This window comes from Aeromonas molluscorum, from assembly GCF_051376105.1.
In the GTDB taxonomy this organism is placed as follows: Bacteria; Pseudomonadota; Gammaproteobacteria; order Enterobacterales; family Aeromonadaceae; genus Aeromonas; species Aeromonas molluscorum.
On record NZ_JBPQCY010000002.1, the window covers coordinates 1577477 to 1594553 of the forward strand.

Consider the following 17077-nt stretch of genomic DNA (forward strand, 5'->3'; position numbering starts at 1 on the left):
TGGAAGCAAACCAACCATTCTAAGGAGAGAAGATGAAAGCCACACCGATAGCCCTGCTCTTGGCGGGCCTGCTGGGATCCCCCCTCTGTGCCGCGGGTCTGGATGCCAGACTGACCCTGACGGATGATGCGACTGAAGATGTGCGGGTGCGAGTGACCCTGACGAACAACGGAGACAGGCCGGTCAATGTGCTCAAGTGGCAACTGCCGGGCGGGGATGAAGCACCGCTGTTCCTGGTCGAGCGGGATGGTCAACCCGTGGCCTATCAGGGGGCCCTCATCAAGCGAGGCCAGCCGAGCCGTAGCGACTACCAGCGGCTGTCCGCCGGGGAGAGCCTGACGCTGGAGGCGGAAGTGTCCGGCCTCTATGACATGAGTGCTCAGGGGGAGTACAGCATCAGCTACCGGGTGCCGCAGATATCGGGCGAGTCGGGGGCCAAGATGAAGGCCCGGGAAAATGGCAAGGTGGCGCCACAAGCCAGTGCATCCAACACCGTCAGCCTCTGGCTCGATGGCGTCGCGAGCGATGATCGCCTATTGGCCAAAGTCGCCGCCGTCGAACCGGCCGCCACCGGCGGCTCGGTCAGCTTCACCGGTCGCTGCACCAACAGCCAGAAGACCCAGATAGTCTCGGCCCTGGATGCCGCCGGAGGGATGGCGGGGGATTCCCTCAGCTATCTGGCGGTGGACAAACCCGGTGGCCAACGTTATCGCAGCTGGTTCGGCGCCTATGAGGCGAGCCGCTGGAGTCAGGCCGAAGGCCACTTCAGCAAGGTGAAGGAAGCGATAGAAGAGAAACCGCTGACCTTCGACTGCGGCTGCAAGCAGAGCTACTTTGCCTACGTCTACCCGGATCAGCCCTACAAGATCTATCTGTGCAAAAGTTTTTGGACCGCGGCCAACACGGGATCTGACTCCCGTGCCGGCACCATCATCCATGAGCTGACCCACTTCAATGTGGTGGCAGGCACGGACGATCTGGGTTACGGTCAAGGCAATGCCCGCAATCTGGCGAGCACGGATCCGGTGAAGGCGCTCAACAACGCCGACAACCACGAATATTTTGCCGAGAATACCCCGAGCGAAAACTGAGTCGACAGGGGGCCTTGGCCCCCTTTTTGATGGAGGCAACATGATGTCACTCTTGCTTGGCAGCGTCCTTGGCCTGGGCGCGTTGCAGTGCGAGCTTAACGTCAAGGCCCAGAGCCGGGTCGATGAACCCCTGGCTCTGGCCATGGCGCTTAGCAACCAGGGAGAGGATACCCTGGAGGTATTGAGCTGGTTTACCCCCTTCGAAGGCTGGTTTGCCGATGCCATCGACTTGACCCTGAACGAGCAGACTATCCCCTATCAGGGGCCACTCGCCAAACGGGGTGCTCCCAGTGCAGATGATCGCCTGATAGTGGGCCCCAAGCAGCGCATCAAGGCCGAGGCCGAATTGACCCAGGTCTATGACTTGAGCCAACCCGGTCACTACCGCCTCAGCTACCGTCCCGCTTTGCTGAAAGATGAACAGGGACTCAGCCCTGAGTGCCCACCGATCAGCTTCGAGCGTCTGCCAATAGATACCCCGCCAGCTGCCCAGACCCAGTGATGCGGGCTGTGAACCGATCATCCCTCTTCCCGACGTGAAGCAAACAAGCCGCAAGGAGTGCATCAGTGCAGATAGATAATCTGCCATTCGGCCTGACCGACTGGCATCAAGTTCCAGAGACCCTTCATCCCGGTGAGCAGGGCGAAGCCCGCTGGCGCACGCGCCAATTCGGGTCGCTGCGGGTACGGATGGTGGAGTACAGCCCAGGCTATGTCGCCGATCACTGGTGCACCAAGGGCCATATCCTGCTCTGCCTTGAGGGGGAACTGCATACCGAACTGGCCGATGGTCGCCGTTATGTGCTGACGCCCGGGGTCAGCTATCAGGTGGCCGACGAGGCCGAGCCCCATCGTTCTGCCAGCCCCCTCGGCGCCAAGCTCTTTATCGTCGACTGAGCCTGTATCATCCTCTTTATCCATTAAAAGTGGGGCCTGATTGGCCCCGATTGTCATCTGGCCAGTCATCTGCCAGCAGACCCACCTCCCGGGCCGCCACGGCCAGGTAGTGGGGGGAGACGGCTCGTTCGCGCCAGCAGGTATGCACCAGCTTGATGCAGTGATCGTCATCGCTGGCGATGGCCAGTGTGGTGACCTGCTGCCAGCTGATCGCACCCAGGTCTGGCCAGCGCGGCGCGCCGAGGGCGGGGGCACCGACGGTCACATAAGCCGCTGCCACCCCTTGCCAGAGGAGCCGGATAAAATCACCGCGCAGTGGCTCACCGAGCTGCGCCGCTATGAGGCTGGCCGCCCGGGTGCCGGTCACCAGATGCAATACGGTAAAATCCCGGGTCTGCCAATAGAGCGCCAGGGCCAGCTCGGCCAGCGTTCCGAGCAAGTCATCTGGGCCATCGTGTTTCTGAGTCAGCTCTTGCCTTGTCAGCGAGTTGGGCAAGGCCTGGACAAAGCGGGGCATCTCGGCCACCTGCCGCAGATGCGCCGTGATCCAGCGCTGGTTACTGCGCCAGCCCCCCAGAGTCTCATGGAGACGCGCCAGCAGAGCGGGGAGATCCGGGCATGGCGCTCCCAACCCTTGAGGCAGGTGCAGCGGTTTGCAATGCCAGGCGGCCAGCGCCGCGGCTTGCTCGCCCTGATGGGCGTTTTCGATGGCACAGGCGAGGCGGATCATTGGGTGAAAGGCACCACTGGCCGGAGATATCCCCTGAGCCACTATCTGGGCAAACAGGGGCTGCCAGCCCTCTTTGGCAACCTTGCCTGAAAAGTCGGCCCTAAGCTGGCTGAAGCGAGCCTCCGGATCCTGCCCCTCATCCGCGAGCCCGCTCACAGGGCTCGCGGGCAGGGCCTTGTCCCGCAGCCAGTATGCGAAGAAGTCGTTAAGGCGCGCCTCATCTGCCCCCATTTCAGCCAGGGCATGGAGCGCCATGGGACAGTGATTGGTGGTGCCTCGGCCATTGAGGGCGAACTGCTGGTTGGCATCGAGCAGGTTGTACAGTGACATCATATAGTGTGACTCCTTGACGGTGAGAGCTCGAATCATGCAAGTTAAAGTTAACTTTAAGTCAAGTAACTCTGTTCAGCCTCTTGCCCAGGGGGCGCTGACTTGGATGCTGGAACATGAGGGATGAGGGATGAGGGATGAGGGATGAGGGATGAGGGATGAGGGCATGCGACAGCCACTGGGCGCGCGTTTCATCCCTGAACGGACATTGATGGGTGAAGCAGGGAGGTATCAATGAGCAAGGGCGATATTGAAACCGGGCAGGGGTCAATCCCTTCAGCCCCCGAACAGAGCATGATGAATGGTGAGCTTGGCCGTGCCTGGCTTGCCATCGGCCAGCTTGCCAAGCGCGCTGGGGTCAAGGCCAGTGCCTTGCGCTTCTATGAGCAGAAAGGGCTGATCAGCAGTGCTCGCAGCCAAGGGGGGCAACGAGTCTATCCCCAGCATGTGTTGCGCCGTGTCGCCTTTATCCGTGCGGCGCAAGGGGTTGGTCTGAGCCTGGAGGGGATAGCAGAGGCCCTGGCCGGGCTGCCCGAGGGACGCACACCGACCCCGGAGGATTGGGCGGCTTTGACCCGGGAGTGGCAGGCACTGCTCGATGCCCGCATCGCGGCGCTGCAACTGATGCGGCGCAAGCTCAGCGCCTGTGTAGGCTGTGGTTGTCTCTCCCTGCGCCACTGCGCCCTCTACAACCCGCAAGATCAAGCTGCGCGTCATGGCAGTGGTGCCCGTTACCTGATGGGAGATGTTCCCCCCGATATAGATGGCCAATAATGACGCCGCTGAAATGGGCGATGGTGCAGGCAAATTTTCACAGTGTGGCGCTGGAGACCGTTAACACCGAGTTGCTGATGCGCAGGTTGGCTCCCAAGCCCTGGCGCCCCTTGAGTGCCGAGCTGGATGTGAAGGTCGGCGGGGCCAGTCTGGTGGTGATGGGAGGGCCCAATAGTGAGCCGACCCCCTGTCCTGGTAACTATCTTTTGCTGGAGCCGGGACGGCGTATCGTCTCGACCGACGCTTATGAGCGCCCCTGTCAGCCCTCTGCTCGCCCCTTTATGACGCTGATCCTGAGCTTTACCTCCGAGGGGGAGGGTACCCGTTATCGGGCCTGGGTACGCCATTGGAGCTAGGCTGACCGCAAGGAGCATGAGGCGATGGGTTTTCACAGTGGCTGCCAATGCACGGATCAGCTGGCCGCGAGCCTCTCGGGCTTGTGAGTGGTGGCAGGACGAAAAAAAGAGGCCCCGCAGGGCGGGGCCTCTTTTTACCATTTAGCGCTTTGCCAATCAGGCTTGATCGGCCGGGAAGCGAACCCCTACCTGCTGGCGTACCTGGGTGATGACCCGCGCCGTGTCGATGGAGCGCGTGACAGCAGTCTCATCCATCTGGCCTGCGGTTATCTGGGCGGCAAAGGCCGTGGCCTCGTAGATCATGCTGTTGTCAGACTGGGGCAGGGTCAGGACTTCCCGCTGGCCGTCCCGACCGACCCAGGTCAGCCCGGTACTCTCGGAGAGGTGCTCTATGATGAAGGCGCCTTCGCTGCCCTGGATCTCGCTTGGGATAAAGGAGTCGGAGACCTTGGAGTGGCTGATCACCATCTCGAAATCCGGGTAGTGCAGCAGCACTGTGCCTTGAATGTCGACCCCGGTCTCCAGCAACTGGCCACTGGCGGTAACTCGGGCGGGTGCACCAAACAGGGCGATGGCACTGGCCACGCAATAGTAGCCAATGTCCATGATGGAGCCGTTGGAGAAGGCCGGGTTGAAGGTATTGGGCTGCTCACCGGCCAGGTACTTGGGCCAACGGGAGGAGAACTGGCAATAGCTGAAGCTGGCGCGTCGCGCCTGACCCAGTCGGGGCAGCTGCTCGGCCAGCAGGCGGAAGTTTGGCAGGTAGGCGGTCTTGAAGGCTTCGAACAGGACGACGCCCTGCTCACGGGCGCATTGATACATGGCCTCGACCTCGGCCAGATTTGAACCGAGTGGCTTCTCGCAGATCACATGTTTGCCCGCCGCCAGCAGTTGCAGCGTATGGGGGCAGTGCAGGGAGTTGGGGCTGGCCACGTAGACGGCATCGAAGCTGGGACTGGCGGCAAACTCGGCCAGATCGTCGAAGCAGGCCGGATCGTCATACTGGGCGGCAAATGCTTCTGCGGTGGCGCGCTGGCGGGAGTAGACGGCGGTCAGTTTAAACGCCTTGCTCAGCAGCGCCGCCTCGATGAATTTTTCTGTGATCCAGTTAGTACCGATCACCGCGAGTCTGATCATGGGTTGGCTCCTTGTAACAACATGCAGGTAGCAATAGGGGCAGGGTCGGCGCCCATCATAGCCTAACTCGCTCGCTGGCCCCACCATGGTGGCTGGCCTTGGGCAGGAAAAATTCGTCACTGATGATCTGCTGCTCAATATCCGTCTGGCATGGGGTAGCAGCGGGAGTCAGAGGAGGAGCAGATCCCTATGCAGGTAAAAGGGAGCCCATGAGAACCAGGGCATTTTTATAACGATGAACGACAGTCATCTCTATTAAGGGTGATATATAAAAGTGACAGATCAAAAAACAGACGAATTAATTCAGTTTGAGTAATTTATGGGCTGTTTAATGCAGTGATATTAATGGCTGGGCCATATTCATGGTGCGAACAGTCGGGGTTAGCAAGGGGCTGTGATATAGTCGACCGTTGACGGGAGCTTAGCTTCTCGGCCTATCGACACCTCCCAGCAGGACCTCCGGGCGGCGCATGCCATAAGGACATGATGACCAACAGCCTCTGCCGTTCGGCAGTTGAGGAATATGGGTAAACATGTTTTATAAAGACCTCTCCATCGGCAAGAAAATTGCTCTGGTGTTTTCCGTGATCGCCATCGTTAATATGATATTCGGTCTCTTTCTCGCCAGTGAATTAAGAACGGTGCGGGATCGCGTATTGAATTTTACCGACTCCACCCTGCCGAGTGTTATCTCGGTTGAAAATCTCATGTATGACGTTTCTTATGTGCGCCGTGCCCAGTTCGCCATTCTGATGGTGGACGATGCGACCGATCTGCAGGCGCGACTTGGCCGGATCCAGGCCAATATCGACAAGGTGGATGGGGCCATGCGCAGCTATGAAGCCACGGTTGGTGGCGATAATGAGCGCCAGGTATTCAATCGGACCAAGCAGGCCTGGCTTGATTATCGGCAGAGCGTGACTGATTTTGAGCGCCAGCTGACCCAGGGCAACCGGGAACAGGCACGCACCTTGTTGTTCCAGACCAATGATCGTTACAGCCGTCTGGAGCAGGAGGTGAACAACCTCATCAACGTCAACCTGGGCTTCGTGCAGGAAAACCGGGGTGGCCTGCTGGGCAGCGTCAGCACCCTGCTTACCCTCTCCAGCGTCAGCATCGGGGCCCTGGTGCTGTTCATGATCGCCATGACCTGGTTCCTGACCCGCCAGATCTGCCGACCACTGCAGGCCGTGGTCAGTCAGGCCAATGCCATCGCCGCCGGAGACTTGACCCACAGACTGGATCGCCAGCACATCGGCAAGGATGAGCTGGGCATGCTTGCCAAGGCCACGTTGCAGATGCAGGACAACCTGCGTCGGCTCATTGAAGAGGTGGTGGCCGCCGTCACCCAGCTGGGTACAGCCATCGAGGAAGTGAGCGCCGTCTCCGAGCAGTCTTCACGGGGGATCGCCCATCAGCAGCAAGAGATCACCTTGGTGGCGACCGCCATGGCGCAGATGAAGGCGACGGTGGCTGACGTGGCTGGCAATACCGAGATGGCCTCTGATTCTGCGAGCGCCGCCAACCAGCTGGCTCGTCGCGGCAATCAGGATGTGCAGGGCTCCCTGGTCGCCATCAATCAGGTGGCCGCCGAGATGGAGCAGGCCGGCATCCTGGTGACCGAGCTGGAGCGGGAGTCGGCCCAGATCAATCTGGTGGTCGATGTGATCCGTGGCATTGCCGATCAGACCAACTTGCTGGCGCTTAATGCTGCCATCGAAGCGGCGCGGGCGGGTGAGCAGGGCCGTGGTTTTGCCGTGGTGGCAGATGAAGTACGCACCCTCGCGGGTCGCACCCAGGCCTCTACCGGGGAGATCATTGCCATCATAGAGACGTTGCAGGCCCGAGCGGATCAGGCGCGAAAGGTGACGGGGCAGAGCTGTGACATGATCCGCCAGTGTGTCGGCCAGAGCGAGCAGACAGGGGTGGGCATTCAACAGATTGAAGAGGCCGTGGCCCAGATTGCCGATATGGCCATCCAGATCGCCAGTGCCTGCAGCGAGCAGGATGCGGTCTCCGATGAGCTGGGTCGCAATGTCGAGCGGATCAACGACTCCTCTCGCGAGGTCGCGACCGGTGCCGAGCACACGGCCCAGGCCTGTCTGGAATTGAGCCAGTTGGCGGCCGGGCTCAAGCAGACCATAGGTCGTTTCCGCCTGGCGTAATGCGGCCTGTGCCGGGTGGGCTGATGCTGACCCAGTGCTTCTCTATGCTATCAACCCAAACACCCGGCCTGGCGCCGGGTGTTTGTTTTTAGCGTGCTGCCTGGGAGGTGGTCGCGGGGCAATGTGATCAGGCGGCAGCATGACACATCGAGTCATCCGGGACGTCTGCCGATTTCAGGGCTGGGAGGTCTGTATCAGTGGCTTCTAGGGGGCGGGGGATGGTTGCGGACACGACGGCCTGGCACCCTGGTTGCCTTTATTAAGAACCAGATATAAAAAAACCCGGCCTGAGCCGGGTTTAAGGTGCAAGAGTCGGAACTGGCTTATTTGGCCAGGGATTCCGGCAGATTCTCGCGGATCTTGCCGAGCATCACCTTGAGGACGCGCGGGTTGGCAACCACCATGTTGCCGGAGTTTTCGTAGTTATGACCACCCACGAAATCGGTGACGATGGCACCGGACTCTTTGGCCAGCAACTCACCGGCGGCACTTTCCCAAGGCTTGAGGCCGATTTCCCAGTAACCGTCGATGCGGCCGGCGGCGACATAGGCCAGATCCAGGGAAGGAGCAGCGGCACGACGGATGTCAGCACACTCGATGAACATGCTCTGGAACATCTTCAGGTAAGACTCGATGTGGTGCTTTTGCTTGAACGGGAAGCCGGTGGCCAGCACGGTGCCTGACAGGTCTTTGGCTTTGCCGACACGGATGCGGTAGCCGTTCAGCTGGGCACCATTACCACGGGTAGCGGTAAAGAGCTCATCACGGATGGGATCGTAGACGACAGCTTGTTCGGTCTTGCCCTTGACGCGCAGGGCGATGGAGACGGCAAAGTGCGGAATGCCCTTGACGAGGTTAGTCGTGCCATCCAGTGGGTCAATGATCCATTGGTAGTCCGGATTGGTACCGGCAATCTCACCAGACTCTTCAGCGATGATGCTGTGTTCCGGGTAAGATTTTTTGATGGTATGAATGATGGCCGCTTCGGCTTCACGGTCAACGTTGGTCACGAAGTCATTGCTGCCTTTCTGAGTGGCCTCGATGTTTTCGGGCTGGGAGAAGGCTTTTACTACTACTTGACCGGCGTTGCGCGCAGCGCGCACGGCGATATTCAGCATCGGATGCATAGGTTCACCACTGGATGTTAAAGAACGGGGATAAAAGGACGCGAAATTATAGCAGCATACTTTTGAACCGCAAGCCTTATCACCAATAGGAAGGCGCTAAATCGATAGCGTGCACCAATAGCTGACTTTACTAGTCTTGTCTCGCCAGACCCCTGGCATGTGTAATAACAAGCTCCATCACTCATAGGGATGTGTCGTATGAACTTGTCATTAGTCAGTCATAAACCGTCGTCCATGGCGGTCAACGGGTTGCTCCAGGCGTTACAGAAGTCCGCTGACGTCGGCACCTATTTTAATCACATCGTGGTGATCAGTCCGAGTCAATGGAATCCGACTCGAGATGAGGCCGCCATCTTGCTACTCGATGATGAGGACCACTGGCCGGAACCTGTGGCGGCGGAAACCGAGGCATCGATTGGATTGCCGGTATTGCCGCTGTTGATGTGTACCGCGGCAGATATGGGAGGGGCCAGCTCGCATCGTGGCCCTGATGTACGGGATCCCCGCTACTATTTCGTCTCCAACGGCATTGTGATGGATGGTCACGAGTGGGAGAGCCAGACCAGCAGCCAGCTGCTACTCGACAAACTGGCCTCTTACCTGCCACTGTTGTCACGCCTGAGTCTGCTGCGCCAGCGCAGCCTGCCGGGGGCGCTTAACTAGCCAGTCGGCTGACCGCCCTGCCACAGGGCGAGCTGTCGTTTGAGGGTGGCAATGTCGGCATGCAAGGTGTCGCCATTGCCACCCCCCTTCCCGAGCAAGACCCAGCCCTGTACATGCACAAACAAGAAGCGCGCCAGTGCTTCCACGTCAGTGTTTGCTGCCAACTCCCCATTTCGTATCGCGACCCTGAGTGCATGGGCCAGCGCCTGTTGCAACTCCTGATGCATGGCCGCGATGCGCTCGCGCACCTTGGGTTCATCCATGGCTGTGCCGATCTGGGCATTTTGCAAGAAGCAGCCAAGATTGCCGGGTTGAGTCAGGCGCAGTGCCAGGGCATCTAGCCAGTCATGGATGGCCGCAAGCCCGCCATGCTCGCACAGCAGAGGGGTAAGGCGCTGGCGCGAGACCTTGTCTATGTAGTGATCAAGTGCCAGTTGAAACAGGGTCTGTTTGTCGCCGAAGCTGTTGTAGAGGCTGAACCGATTGATGCCTAAGGCATCGACCAGATCCTGGATCGAGGTTGCCTCAAAGCCTTTTTGCCAGAACAGTGTCATGGCTTGCTCCAGCTTTTCGGCTGGATCGAATGCAGTTTTTCGGGCCATAGTGCCTCCTGTTGCCACTATAACAAATTCTTGACCGTTCGTTTAGATAAGACTAATTTCTAACTGTTCGTTTAGAAATGGAGATCAGGATGAAAGTCTATGAATTGAAGCGGGCACCCAATGCGCGCCGGGTCCGGATGTTTCTGGCCGAGAAGGGGGTCGACATGGCCTATGAACAGGTCGACCTGAGCGGCGGAGAGAATTTGAGCCCGGATTTCCTGGCCAAGAATCCGGCCGGGCGAATCCCGGTGCTGGCGCTTGACGATGGCAGCTATCTGAGCGAATCGGTCGCCATCTGCCGTTACTTCGAGGAGCTCTATCCTGATAACAATCTGTTTGGCACGACCCCCCTGGAGCGGGCCCAGATAGAGATGTGGAGCCGCTTCATCGAGTTTAACCTCTGGCAGCCAGCGGGCATGGCCTTTCGCCACATCACCGGCTTTTACCAGGATCGTGAAACGTGCTTCCCCGAGTGGGGGCAGGAGTGCAAGCTGTTGACAGGCCAGTGGTTTGGCAAGCTGGAGGAAAGGCTGCAAGCATCTGCCTATATTGCCGGAGACCGTTTCACCATTGCCGACATTCTCGCCCTGTGCGCCATCGACTTTGCTGCCAGGACGCTGGCGCTGCACATAACCGATGAGCAGATAGCCCTCAAGCGCTGGTACGATGCGGTATCAAGCCGGCCCAGTGCCCAGGCCTGAGTCACTGTCCCGTCACAAGACGCCCGACACGCTGTGTGCCGGGCAACCAAGGAGAAGATGATGATTGATTTCTACACGGCAGCGACGCCAAACGGCTTCAAGGTCGCCATCGCTCTCGAAGAGCTGGGCCTGCCTTATAACTTGATCCCTCTCGATTTTTCGACTCAGGAGCAGAAGCAGCCCGATTTTCTGGCGATCAACCCCAATGGCCGCATCCCGGCCATCGTTGACCGGGACAATGGTGATTTTGCCGTGTTCGAATCCGGAGCCATCCTGATCTATCTGGCGGAGAAGGCGGGCAAGTTGCTGCCGCAAGATCCCAAGCGTCGCTCCCAGGCCATTCAGTGGCTCATGTTCCAGATGGGCGGCGTCGGCCCCATGATGGGCCAGGCCAATGTCTTCTATCGCTACTTCCCCGAGAAGATCCCGGCCGCGATCGAACGCTACCAGAAAGAGGGTCGCCGCCTGTTTGAGGTGCTCGACGGCCATCTTGCCCATCATGAATACCTGGCGGACGAGTACAGCATTGCCGATATCGCCACCTGGCCTTGGGTGCGGATCTATGACTGGAGCGGCATCTCCATCGAGGGGCTGGAGCATCTGCAAGCCTGGATGGCGCGCATGGAGGCTAGACCCGCTTGCCAAAAGGGGGTCACGTTGCCACCGCGCAAGGAGAACCCGGACGATCTGGTCAAGCAGGCTCAGCAGATGGTGACCCGGTAAGGGATAAGCCCGCGAGCGGCAGAAACAAGAGAGCAATAAACGGGGCCTGCGGGCCCCGTATTATTAGAAAAACTAAGCCAAGCTGATTACAAAGATTCGTTCGTGTTTTGTGATCTGAATCACTAACATGGCCAGCATAAGGGAGCTGATCTGCTCCCGATCAACGCGGGTTCTCCGCGCTGTGATTACTCATCCAGATCTGACAATGACTCCTCCCTCCAGGGTGAGGAGCGCCATGCTTTTGATGTCGTGGAGCAGTTATGAATCGGCACAGCTTTTACCCTTTGTTTTTCCTGACCATTCTGATGGTCGCCGTGGGTCAGATGACCCAGACCCTGTATGTGCCTTCCATCCCGGTGATGGCGGCGGATCTGGGGGTGAGCTCGGCCTCGCTACAGGCGGTGATGGCCTGCTACCTCATCCCTTACGGCTTGTCCCAGTTCATCTATGGTCCCCTCTCCGACAAGTGGGGCCGTCGCCCCGTGCTGCTGATTGGCATGATGGTGTTTCTGCTCGGTACTCTGGTTATCCAGCTGATCCCGAATGCCAGCGCCCTGCTGGTGGGCAGCTTCATTCAGGGGCTGGGAACGGGCGCAGCCGGGGCCATGAGCCGGACCGTGATGCGGGATCGCTATCAGGGGGCCGAGCTCAACCGCGCCAACAGCCTGGTGAGCATGGGGGTCATCTTCTCGCCTCTGCTGGCGCCCGTGCTAGGGGGCTGGCTGACCGAATGGTTGAACTGGCGTGCTGGTTACTGGTTCCTGTTCGGGTTTGGCGCCATCAGCACCATCGCCATCTTGATCTGGTTTGCCGAGACATTGCCTCAAGAGCGTCGCCAGCCGCTGCGGGTGCGCGCCGCCTATCGTCATGTGCTGGGCAACCCCAGATTCCAGGGCAATCTGCTCTGCCTGATGGCGACCTTCGCAGGACTTGCCGTGTTCGAGGCGGCGGCGGGGGTGCTGCTCGGTGACGTGCTCGGCTTCAATGCCAAGACGGTGAGCGTCCTGTTCGTGCTGCCTCTGCCGGGTTACTTGTTCGGCGCCTGGCTCTCGGCTCGTCTGAGCTTTCGACTGAGTCCGGGCAAGCTGATGCGTCTTGGGATCCTCTTCCTGGCGTTGGGGGCACTGATCATCTTGCTGCCGGGTCTGTTTGGCATCGTCAGCGCAGCGTCCTTGGTGGGCGGGGCCGCAGTCTACTTCATCGGTAGCGGCATCCTCTATCCGACCGCGACCACCTGCGCCATCGAGCCCTTTCCGGGTCAGGCAGGCACCGCCGGCGCCATTCTTGGCGGCATGCAGAACCTCGGCGCCGGGTTGGTCACCCTGCTGGCGGCCAGCTTCCCCATGCAGGGGCAGCTTGGCCTGGGTGCCATCATGACGGTGATGGTGGTGCTGGTCGCCCTGAGCTTTGCCTGGCTGCGCCACCATGGCTCGCCTCGGGAGCAGCTGGCAACCTGATCTGCCTGCATTGCACCATCAAGCCCGCCTCCTTTGGCGGGCTTTTGTTTGGGCGCAGCGGCAGGGGCCGTACCAGGAGGCGTTAGCCGTGGGGGCTAAACGCAGCGGTCATGAGACGGCATTGTCTCTGTGACCAGGGCAAGGAAAGCCCGCATGGCGGGAGTGATGCTGTGTTGACGGGTCATGAAGAGGGTGCATCCGACATCGAGTGGTTCGAGCAGCCGGTAGTCCAGGTCGGAAAGCTGACTGGCAGAGTGGGCGAGGCCGGCGCTGACGATGGCCCACCCCAGCTGGTGGTGGACTGCGCTGGTCAAATGAAAGAGGGAGTCGGTTTCGAGCACCATCTTCAGGCTGATGCCTGCGCGCTCGGCGGCGAGATCCAGATATTGGCGAAATTGCATGTTCCGGCTGGGCAGTACCAGCGGTTTGTCTTGCAGGCTGGCCAGGGTGATGGGCGCCCCATTACCGAGGGCGGCCGCCGCGCTGCGGCTCATCAGCAGGGCCATGCGGTTGTGCCCCTGGGGGTAGAGGTGAAAGGCGCGCCGGTTCGGCGCGCTCAGCGATTCGTCAAAGCCCAGACCAATGTCGCACTGGTGCAGCTCCAGCTGCACTAGCAGGGCTTCGTTGCTCATTACCGACAGGCGGATGACGATATCGGGGTAGCGTGCCTTGTAGCTGGCGATGAGCGGCATGATGTCGACATTGGACTGCGGGACTATGCCGATGCGCAGCGTGCCCGATAGCTCACCGTGAAAGCGTGTCAGCTCCTGCTTGAGTGCTTCCTGCTCCAGCAACATCCGCTCGGCATACTGGCGCACCAGTTCCCCGGCCTCGGTAAGGGCGACAAACTGGCTGGTACGCACCACCAGATCTGTCCCCAGGTTTTTTTCCAGCGCCGTGATGCTGGCCGACAGGGTGGGCTGGGTGATGTGGCAGGCTTTGGCTGCCTTGGCAAAATGCCGGTGATGGGCCAGCTCATGAAAGTAGTGCAGCTGCTTGATGTTCATCATGCTCTTGCCGGAGCTCTGGGGGAGGTTGCTGCCAACACTAATCAATTGAAAGTCCATCTTCAATAGAATAGTTCTATCACTATATAGATTTAATTCATTGGTTTTACAGCAGTTGGCTCTCTAAACTTGAATGCAGTTTGTATTTTTAGGCCACTCTCCCATGTCTGCGCACTGTCCTGTCGACGGCTCAATCAATCCATCGCCCTTGCCTGCCCTGGCTCATCTGGTGGAGGAGGTGGCTGTCTCCATCAATATCAATGGCATCAACCATGCTGTGATGATGACGACCCCGGACGATCTCGACGATTTTGCCATCGGCTTTCTGTTCTGCGAGTCGATTATCCATCACAACCACGATGTACACGATATCCGGGTGACCCCCACCGAGCTGGGTTTCGTGCTGGATGTGACCATCGCCAATCGTTGTCTGGCGCAACTACAGCGGCGTCGGCGCAGGCTGACTGGGGCAACCGGCTGCGGCATCTGCGGGGTGGAGGCGGTCGAGCAGGCCTTTCCCGAGTTGCGTCCCTTGCCGCTCACACCTCCCCTTGATGCGGGATTGTTGGTTGGGCTGCGGCCACAGATTGCCCAATGGCAGCTCAAGGCGCAGCAGTATGGGGCCATCCATGCGGCCCTGGCGCTGGATGCGCAGGGCAAGATAGTGCACTGCCGGGAGGATATCGGCCGCCACAATGCCCTCGATAAACTGATCGGCCTGTTGCTACGCCGGCAGCTTGCCTGCGACACCCTGGTGGTGACCAGTCGCTGCGGCAGCGAACTCATCCAAAAGGCTGTGCTGTTTGGCGCCCGTCATCTCGTCTGCCTCGCGTCCCCCAGTCAACTGGCGGTCAGGCTGGCCCTCAAATACCACCTGAATGTTGTCCATATTCCCAAGTTTGATGCACCGGTGTGCTATTCCAGCCATCGTCCGTCGGATCCCATCGGAGAATGTCATGAGCCATATTGAAAAGCCCGCCAAAGCCGGCGGTTTTTCGTCCCTGCAGTCCACCATGAAGCAGGTGTTGCGCAGCCAGAAAACCAAACAGAACATCAAGAATCTGTTGCGGGTCAACCAGACCGACGGCTTCGACTGCCCGGGTTGCGCCTGGGGGGACAATGACCACGGTGCCTTCCAGTTCTGTGAGAACGGCGCCAAGGCGGTGGCCTGGGAGTCGACGGGCAAGACGGTGGGAGCGGACTTTTTTGCCACTCATTCGGTGCGCCAGCTCGCCACTCAGAGCGACTATTGGTTGGAGTATCAGGGGCGCCTGACCGAGCCGATGCGCTACAACCCGGCGACCGATCACTACGAGCCGATCAGCTGGGATGAGGCGTTTGCACTGATCGCCGAGCAACTCAAGGGGTTGGATAGCCCGGATCAGGTCGAGTTCTATACCTCGGGTCGTGCCAGCAACGAAGCCTCTTACCTCTATCAGCTGTTTGGCCGCCTGTTTGGCACCAACAACTTTCCCGACTGCTCCAACATGTGTCATGAGGCGAGCGGGGTGGCGTTGATCCAGTCGGTTGGCATCGGCAAGGGGACGGTCGAGCTGGATGATTTTGATCGCGCAGATGCCATTTTCGTCTACGGCCAGAACCCGGGCACCAACCACCCGCGCATGATGAATGCCCTGCGCCAGGCGGCGCGCCAAGGTTGCAAGATTGTCAGCTTCAATAACCTCAAGGAGGTGGCGCTGGAGCGATTCGCCAGCCCGCAGAGCCCACTCGAGCTGTTGACCCCGGCGGCCACCACCATCAGTCACCAATACCTGACCCCCAAGTTGGGCGGTGACATGGCCGCCATGCGTGGCATGGCCAAGTACATACTCGAAGAAGCGCCTGAGGCGGTGGACCGCGACTTTATCACCCGCCATACCCAGCATTTCGATGCATATGAGCAGCAGGTGCGCGCCACCGGCTGGGCCGAAATAGTGCAGCAGTCCGGGTTGACCCAGGCCGAGATAGTACAGGCCGCCAGGGTCTTTGCCGCCAGCAGCAGTGTCATCAGTTGCTGGGCCATGGGGATCACCCAGCACCTGCATTCGGTCGACACCATACGCGAGATAGTCAACCTGCACCTGCTGCGCGGCCAGCTTGGCAAGCCGGGGGCGGGACTCTGTCCGGTACGTGGCCACAGCAATGTGCAGGGCAACCGTACCATGGGCATCAATGAAAAACCGACCCAGGCTTTCATCGAGCGCATCGAGGATCATCTGCAGGTGAGTTTGCCCCGCGCCCCTGGCCACAATGTCTACGAGGCGCTCAAGGCGCTGCATGCAGGGCAGAGCAAGGTGCTGGTCTGCCTGGGGGGCAACCTGGCGGCGGCTGCGCCGGATACGGCCTTCACCTATGCCGCCATGGCAGCCACAGAACTCAATGTGCAGATCAGCACCAAGCTCAACCGCAGCCACCTGCAGGTGGGCAAGGCTGCGCTGATCCTGCCCTGCCTGGGCCGTACCGAGCTCGATATCCAGCGCAGCGGCAGTCAGAAGATCACGGTGGAGGATACCTTCAGCATGGTGCATGCCTCGACCGGGGTCGCAGAGCCCGTGTCCGGGCTCTGCCTGTCGGAGACCGACATAGTGGCGCGCATGGCCCATGCCACTTTGGGGAGCGAGCGGGTTGACTGGTTGGCGCTGCGGGATGATTACGGCCGCATCCGCGACTTGATAGAAAAGACCATCGCCGGCTTCAGTGATTTCAATGCGCGCATCCAGCAGCCGTGCGGTTTTCACCTGGACAACTCGGCCGCGCAGTTGATGTGGCGTACCGCCAGCGGCAGTGCCGAGTTCAGAGCCAGTCAGCTGCCCGTCTCTATGCTGCCCGAGTGCACCCGGCATGCCGAGCAGATGGTGGATCAGCCGGTGATGCTGCTGCAGAGTCTGCGCTCCCACGATCAGTACAACACCACTATCTATGGCATGGATGATCGCTATCGCGGCATCAAGGGTCAGCGCAACGTGGTGTTCATGAACGAGCAGGATGCCCGCCACCTCGGTCTGGATGAGGGGGCCAGGGTGGACATGGCGGCCATCTGCAACGATGGCCGGGAACGGATAGTGACGGGGTTTAGCGTGGTGCTCTATGACATTCCCCAGGGAAATATTGCCGCCTACTACCCAGAAACCAACCCCTTGGTGCCCATCGATAGCGTAGGGGAGGGATCCTTTACCCCGACCTCCAAATCAATCCCTGTGTTGGTCACGCTCTCCCGCCAATCGGAAAATCTGCTGCAGCGCTCATAACGCTGCGTTGCCATGCCCGTGCGGCCTCTCGTCCAATAGATGGAGTCAATGGGCATGGCATGTTGGATA

At 59.7% G+C, this 17077-nt stretch carries 17 protein-coding genes; 12 read left to right on the forward strand and 5 right to left on the reverse strand.

Annotated features, from left to right (window positions below):
- Window positions 1–32 precede the first annotated feature (32 nt).
- The 3 genes from ACSMDR_RS17800 to ACSMDR_RS17810 all read left to right on the forward strand — a co-directional run bounded on the left by ACSMDR_RS17800 (window position 33) and on the right by ACSMDR_RS17810 (window position 1988).
- On the forward strand, window positions 33–1091 hold the full coding sequence (locus tag ACSMDR_RS17800) for a M35 family metalloendopeptidase (RefSeq protein ID WP_436469108.1): 1059 nt from the start codon (window positions 33–35) through the stop codon (window positions 1089–1091).
- Between the two features lie 40 nt (window positions 1092–1131).
- The gene (locus ACSMDR_RS17805) at window positions 1132–1593 is read left to right on the forward strand and encodes a protease (protein ID WP_436469109.1); all 462 of its coding nucleotides are present in this window, start codon (window positions 1132–1134) and stop codon (window positions 1591–1593) included.
- 65 nt (window positions 1594–1658) lie between these two features.
- Window positions 1659–1988, forward strand: a complete 330-nt coding sequence (locus ACSMDR_RS17810; RefSeq protein ID WP_005899191.1) for a DHCW motif cupin fold protein — start codon at window positions 1659–1661, stop codon at window positions 1986–1988.
- Between the two features lie 16 nt (window positions 1989–2004).
- Here ACSMDR_RS17810 and ACSMDR_RS17815 read toward each other — a convergent pair whose 3' ends face one another.
- Entirely contained in the window at window positions 2005–3051 is a 1047-nt protein-coding gene (locus ACSMDR_RS17815; protein WP_436469110.1) for a questin oxidase family protein, read from the reverse strand.
- 294 nt (window positions 3052–3345) lie between these two features.
- Between ACSMDR_RS17815 and soxR the strand changes: the two genes are divergently transcribed.
- Both soxR and ACSMDR_RS17825 read left to right on the forward strand, forming a co-directional pair.
- Window positions 3346–3822: a redox-sensitive transcriptional activator SoxR gene (soxR, locus tag ACSMDR_RS17820; RefSeq protein WP_436469357.1), complete on the forward strand. Its 477-nt coding sequence runs from the start codon at window positions 3346–3348 to the stop codon at window positions 3820–3822.
- Window positions 3822–4178, forward strand: coding sequence for an SRPBCC domain-containing protein (locus ACSMDR_RS17825; RefSeq protein WP_436469111.1), 357 nt, complete (start codon window positions 3822–3824; stop codon window positions 4176–4178). Before soxR ends, ACSMDR_RS17825 begins: the two co-directional genes overlap by 1 nt.
- A 156-nt stretch (window positions 4179–4334) precedes the next feature.
- On the opposite strand, the gene ACSMDR_RS17830 is transcribed toward ACSMDR_RS17825, so the two are convergent.
- The gene (locus tag ACSMDR_RS17830; RefSeq protein WP_436469112.1) at window positions 4335–5315 is read right to left on the reverse strand and encodes a Gfo/Idh/MocA family protein; all 981 of its coding nucleotides are present in this window, start codon (window positions 5313–5315) and stop codon (window positions 4335–4337) included.
- Between the two features lie 533 nt (window positions 5316–5848).
- On the opposite strand from ACSMDR_RS17830, the gene ACSMDR_RS17835 reads away from it, so the two are divergent.
- Window positions 5849–7480: a methyl-accepting chemotaxis protein gene (locus tag ACSMDR_RS17835; RefSeq protein WP_436469113.1), complete on the forward strand. Its 1632-nt coding sequence runs from the start codon at window positions 5849–5851 to the stop codon at window positions 7478–7480.
- Window positions 7481–7803: 323 nt separating this feature from the next.
- Here the strand turns inward: ACSMDR_RS17835 and suhB are convergent, their stop codons facing one another.
- The gene (gene suhB / locus ACSMDR_RS17840) at window positions 7804–8607 is read right to left on the reverse strand and encodes an inositol-1-monophosphatase (RefSeq protein ID WP_005906031.1); all 804 of its coding nucleotides are present in this window, start codon (window positions 8605–8607) and stop codon (window positions 7804–7806) included.
- Window positions 8608–8805: 198 nt separating this feature from the next.
- Between suhB and ACSMDR_RS17845 the strand changes: the two genes are divergently transcribed.
- On the forward strand, window positions 8806–9270 hold the full coding sequence (locus ACSMDR_RS17845; RefSeq protein ID WP_436469114.1) for a hypothetical protein: 465 nt from the start codon (window positions 8806–8808) through the stop codon (window positions 9268–9270).
- Here ACSMDR_RS17845 and ACSMDR_RS17850 read toward each other — a convergent pair.
- The gene (locus ACSMDR_RS17850; protein WP_436469115.1) at window positions 9267–9872 is read right to left on the reverse strand and encodes a TetR/AcrR family transcriptional regulator; all 606 of its coding nucleotides are present in this window, start codon (window positions 9870–9872) and stop codon (window positions 9267–9269) included. The two genes, ACSMDR_RS17845 and ACSMDR_RS17850, sit on opposite strands and share 4 nt — an antisense overlap.
- A gap of 89 nt (window positions 9873–9961) precedes the next feature.
- On the opposite strand from ACSMDR_RS17850, the gene ACSMDR_RS17855 reads away from it, so the two are divergent.
- The 3 genes from ACSMDR_RS17855 to emrD all read left to right on the forward strand — a co-directional run bounded on the left by ACSMDR_RS17855 (window position 9962) and on the right by emrD (window position 12753).
- Complete coding sequence (locus ACSMDR_RS17855; RefSeq protein WP_436469116.1) at window positions 9962–10573, forward strand: glutathione S-transferase family protein; 612 nt, start codon at window positions 9962–9964, stop codon at window positions 10571–10573.
- A gap of 60 nt (window positions 10574–10633) precedes the next feature.
- A complete protein-coding gene (locus ACSMDR_RS17860; RefSeq protein WP_436469358.1) occupies window positions 10634–11296 on the forward strand; it encodes a glutathione S-transferase family protein in 663 nt (220 codons plus the stop codon).
- Between the two features lie 260 nt (window positions 11297–11556).
- Window positions 11557–12753 (forward strand): multidrug efflux MFS transporter EmrD, encoded by a 1197-nt coding sequence (gene emrD, locus ACSMDR_RS17865; RefSeq protein WP_005906041.1) that lies wholly within the window; start codon window positions 11557–11559, stop codon window positions 12751–12753.
- A gap of 95 nt (window positions 12754–12848) precedes the next feature.
- Here the strand turns inward: emrD and ACSMDR_RS17870 are convergent, their stop codons facing one another.
- Window positions 12849–13760, reverse strand: coding sequence for a LysR family transcriptional regulator (locus ACSMDR_RS17870; protein ID WP_436469359.1), 912 nt, complete (start codon window positions 13758–13760; stop codon window positions 12849–12851).
- Window positions 13761–13923: 163 nt separating this feature from the next.
- Between ACSMDR_RS17870 and ACSMDR_RS17875 the strand changes: the two genes are divergently transcribed.
- Together ACSMDR_RS17875 and ACSMDR_RS17880 are read left to right on the forward strand one after the other, a co-directional pair.
- On the forward strand, window positions 13924–14730 hold the full coding sequence (locus ACSMDR_RS17875; protein WP_152436068.1) for a formate dehydrogenase accessory sulfurtransferase FdhD: 807 nt from the start codon (window positions 13924–13926) through the stop codon (window positions 14728–14730).
- Window positions 14717–17008 carry an FdhF/YdeP family oxidoreductase gene (locus tag ACSMDR_RS17880; RefSeq protein ID WP_436469117.1) on the forward strand — a complete coding sequence of 764 codons (2292 nt, stop codon included), beginning with the start codon at window positions 14717–14719 and terminating at the stop codon, window positions 17006–17008. Before ACSMDR_RS17875 ends, ACSMDR_RS17880 begins: the two co-directional genes overlap by 14 nt.
- The last annotated feature ends 69 nt before the right edge of the window (window positions 17009–17077 follow it).